The organism is Oscillochloris sp. ZM17-4, assembly GCF_019599295.1.
Classification (GTDB): domain Bacteria; phylum Chloroflexota; class Chloroflexia; order Chloroflexales; family Chloroflexaceae; genus Oscillochloris.
In genome coordinates, this window is sequence record NZ_JAIEWN010000024.1 from 31,993 (window position 1) to 34,917 (window position 2,925).

General features: G+C 71.1%; 3 protein-coding genes. All 3 read right to left on the reverse strand.

Going from position 1 to position 2,925, the window contains the following annotated elements; genetic code table 11:
* On the reverse strand, positions 1 to 395 hold a 395-nt coding region (locus K2Z83_RS17160), incomplete at its 3' end, for an AMP-binding protein (RefSeq protein WP_255604131.1).
* Between the two features lie 69 nt (positions 396 to 464).
* Positions 465 to 1,478: a 3-oxoacyl-ACP synthase gene (locus tag K2Z83_RS17165; RefSeq protein ID WP_220596414.1), complete on the reverse strand. Its 1,014-nt coding sequence runs from the start codon at positions 1,476 to 1,478 to the stop codon at positions 465 to 467.
* Between the two features lie 115 nt (positions 1,479 to 1,593).
* A partial coding sequence (locus K2Z83_RS17170) for a BTAD domain-containing putative transcriptional regulator (protein WP_305082509.1) occupies positions 1,594 to 2,925 on the reverse strand: 1,332 nt, incomplete at its 5' end.

Genomic DNA, 2,925 nt, shown 5'->3' on the forward strand with positions numbered 1-2,925 from the left:
GCCACCCAGTGCCGCACCGATGTCTCTTTTGCGCGAAGCTGCCCTGCCACCTCGGCGTACTCCGGGCCAAAGATCAGCACGCAGGGCGTCGCGTCATCGAGCAGGGCCGCCAGCTCGGCCGGGGTGAGCCGGTAGTTGAGCGGCTGCATGATCGCGCCGAGCTTCCCGCAGGCGAACCAGATGTCCAGGTAGGCCACGCAGTTCAGGGACAGGACGGCGACGCGGTCGCCCTTGCGCACGCCCAGGCCGCGCAGGAGGTTGGCCGTGCGGCCGGCGGCCTCGTCCCAGGCGCGGTACGTCACCGGGGACATCCCGTTCTCAGCATCGAGAAGCGCCACCGTATCGGGCGTCAGCCTCGCCCGCCTGCCCAGCCAGTCACCGAGAAACATCTGCATAGACATCCGCCATCACGATACATTATGCTGGGTGTCGGCGGCAGAGCCGCCGACACCCAGCATAAAAAGTCATCCCCATTGGACACACGCCGCCGCCCAGGCGTAGCCGATCCCGGCGGCCACCATCACCATCAGGTCGCCGTCGCGCAGGCGGCCTGTCTCCAGACCCTTCTGGATCGAGATCATCTGGTCCTGCTGGCCGACGTGGCCGGTCTCGCTGAGGTAGCAGGACTGCTCCTCGCGCAGGCCGAGCTCGCGCAGCACGAAGTCGTGGGCCGAGCGCTTCATGTGCAGGATGTTCAGGTAGCCGATGTCGGCCCGCGAGCGACCGCTGCGCTCCAGGGCGCCGTCGATCACGGCCAGGAAGTTGCCCATCGACAGCCCGTCGAGCCGGCGCTTCATGCCCTCGGGGTCGGTCACATCGAGCATATTGCGCCCGGCCTCGATCGCCTCGGGCGTGATCGGCTCGACCGTGCCGCCGGCCGGGATGACCACGTCCAGCGAGAAGGAGCCGTCACAGAGCACCGAGACGCCGAGCAGGCGATTGCGCGGGTGGCCACGGCGCAGGACGAGCGCCCCGCCGCCGCAGCTCAGGTCGAGCATGAAGCGGGTGCGCGGGTTGCGTGGGTCCACCAGGTCGCCGTTGCGGTAGCCGCCAGCGATGAGGATCGTGTTGACACTCGGGTCGGCGGCGAAGAGGCCGCGGGCGAGCTGGAGCGCGGCGATAGTGGTGGCGCAGCGCAGCTGCACGTCGATCGCCCATGCGCGGGAGGCTCCCAGGTCGTGGGCCAGCTTGACGCCGGCCGTCCAGAGGGGGTACTCCTTGTACTCCTCGGTGGTGCAGAGGACGACATCAAGCTCGCGGGGTTCGATCCGGGCACGGGCGAGGGCGTCCTGGGCGGCCCAGAGGCCCATCGCGCCGGGGTGGTCATCGGGGCCGGGCACGGGGCGGCGCAGGATGCCGAGCTTCTCGGCGACAACCTGCTCGGGCAGGCCGGCCAGCCGGCCGATCTCGGCCGGGCCGAGGCTGCGCTCGGGGATGTAGGTGCCTGCGGCAACGATGCCGATCGCGGTCGCGTCCATTGCGATTCTTCATTATGTCTATGGTTGGGGCGACTACGTCGCCCCAACCATAGACATGAGTAGGTTTGGTTCGTCAGGGATAGAGTGAGCGTAGCACCCTGCGGTTGCGCGGCGGTTACAGATCGGTTACACGGGGCAGGGAGGTGTCGCCGCGGCGGATGCGCTCGTGGAGGTCGCGGGTGGCGGGGGCGGGGGCGACGCCCAGCTCAGCGTCGAGGGCCTCGGCGCAGCGCTGGTAGCAGCGCAGGGCCTGGGGCCGGTTGCCCTGACGGGCGTGGACGAGCATCTGGAGGCGGTAGGCCCGCTCCCAGCAGCTATCTTCGGCCAGGATGCGCCCGCAGACCTCCAGGGCCTCATCATCGTGGCCGAGCTCGGTCAGGGCGGCGGCCAGGCGGTCGGCGGCGCGCAGGAATGTGGCCCGCAGGCGATCACGCTCGGCGCCGGCCCAGTCCTCGTAGGCCGCGTCGGGCAGGTAGTCGCCGGCGTACAGGCTGAGGGCCGTGCGCAAGGCATCCGCGCTGGCAGCGATCATGTCGCTGTCGAGCAGGCTCAGGCCAGCCGCGCAGGACGTGGTGAAGGCCGCGCTATCAATCCAGAGGTCGGCCTCGGGGCGCAGCCGGTAGGCGCTGCCGTCGCGGGCGACGTAGGCGGCGGGCGTGTCGGCGGCGCGGGATGGCTCCAGCGCCTTGTTCAGCGCGTTCAGCGCCACCTTAAAGTCGCGGCCGGCGGCCTCGCGACCGAGCTGCGGCCAGAGCAGATCCACAATCTCCTCACGCTGGAGCCAGCGCCCCCGGCGGGTGACAAGCAGCTGGAAGAGCTGGCGGGCCTTGTCGCGCTGCCAAGCCCGCGCATCGATCTCCTGGCCGCCTCGCCAGACCCGGAAGGCCCCCAGCGTCTGCACGCGCAGCTGGTATCCGGGGTGAGCCTGAAGCTCGCCCAGGCCGAGCCCGGCAAGCAGGCGGCCCGCATAGTCGCCGTGGACGCTGCGGGTGCGGGCGGCCAGCAGCAGCGGCACGGCCCGGCGCGGGTCGGGCGGGCCGAGCAAGCTCGGCCGGGTCAGCAAGAAGTCGTAGCCGTTAGCCGCGCAGAGGGCCAGCAGGTCGTCCACACAGGCGGCGGCGTGCTGGCGCTGACCCAGGTCGCCGTGGGCGATGGCCATCCAGAGCCGGGCGGCGGCGCGGCCGAAGCTATCACCGCACTCGCGCATGAGCGCGAGGGCCTGCTCCAGGATGGCCAGGCCCTCGGCGGGGCGCTCGGCCAGCACATAGCTGGCCCCCAGGGTCAGCTCGATCATCGCGGCCACCCACTGGTCGCCGGCCCACAGGCTGATCTCGGCGCCCTCGCGGGCGCAGCGCGCGGCGGACTCCAGGTCGCCCGAGAAGCCGTAGGCCCGCGTGAGGCCCCAGCTAGCCTCGGCGCGGATGCGGCGCACCGCTAGGCGGTCGCC

Coding starts and splice junctions, on each gene's coding strand:
- K2Z83_RS17165 (WP_220596414.1), bottom strand. CDS start 1,478: ATGGACGCGACCGCGATCGGCATCGTTGCCGCAGGCACCTACATCCCC.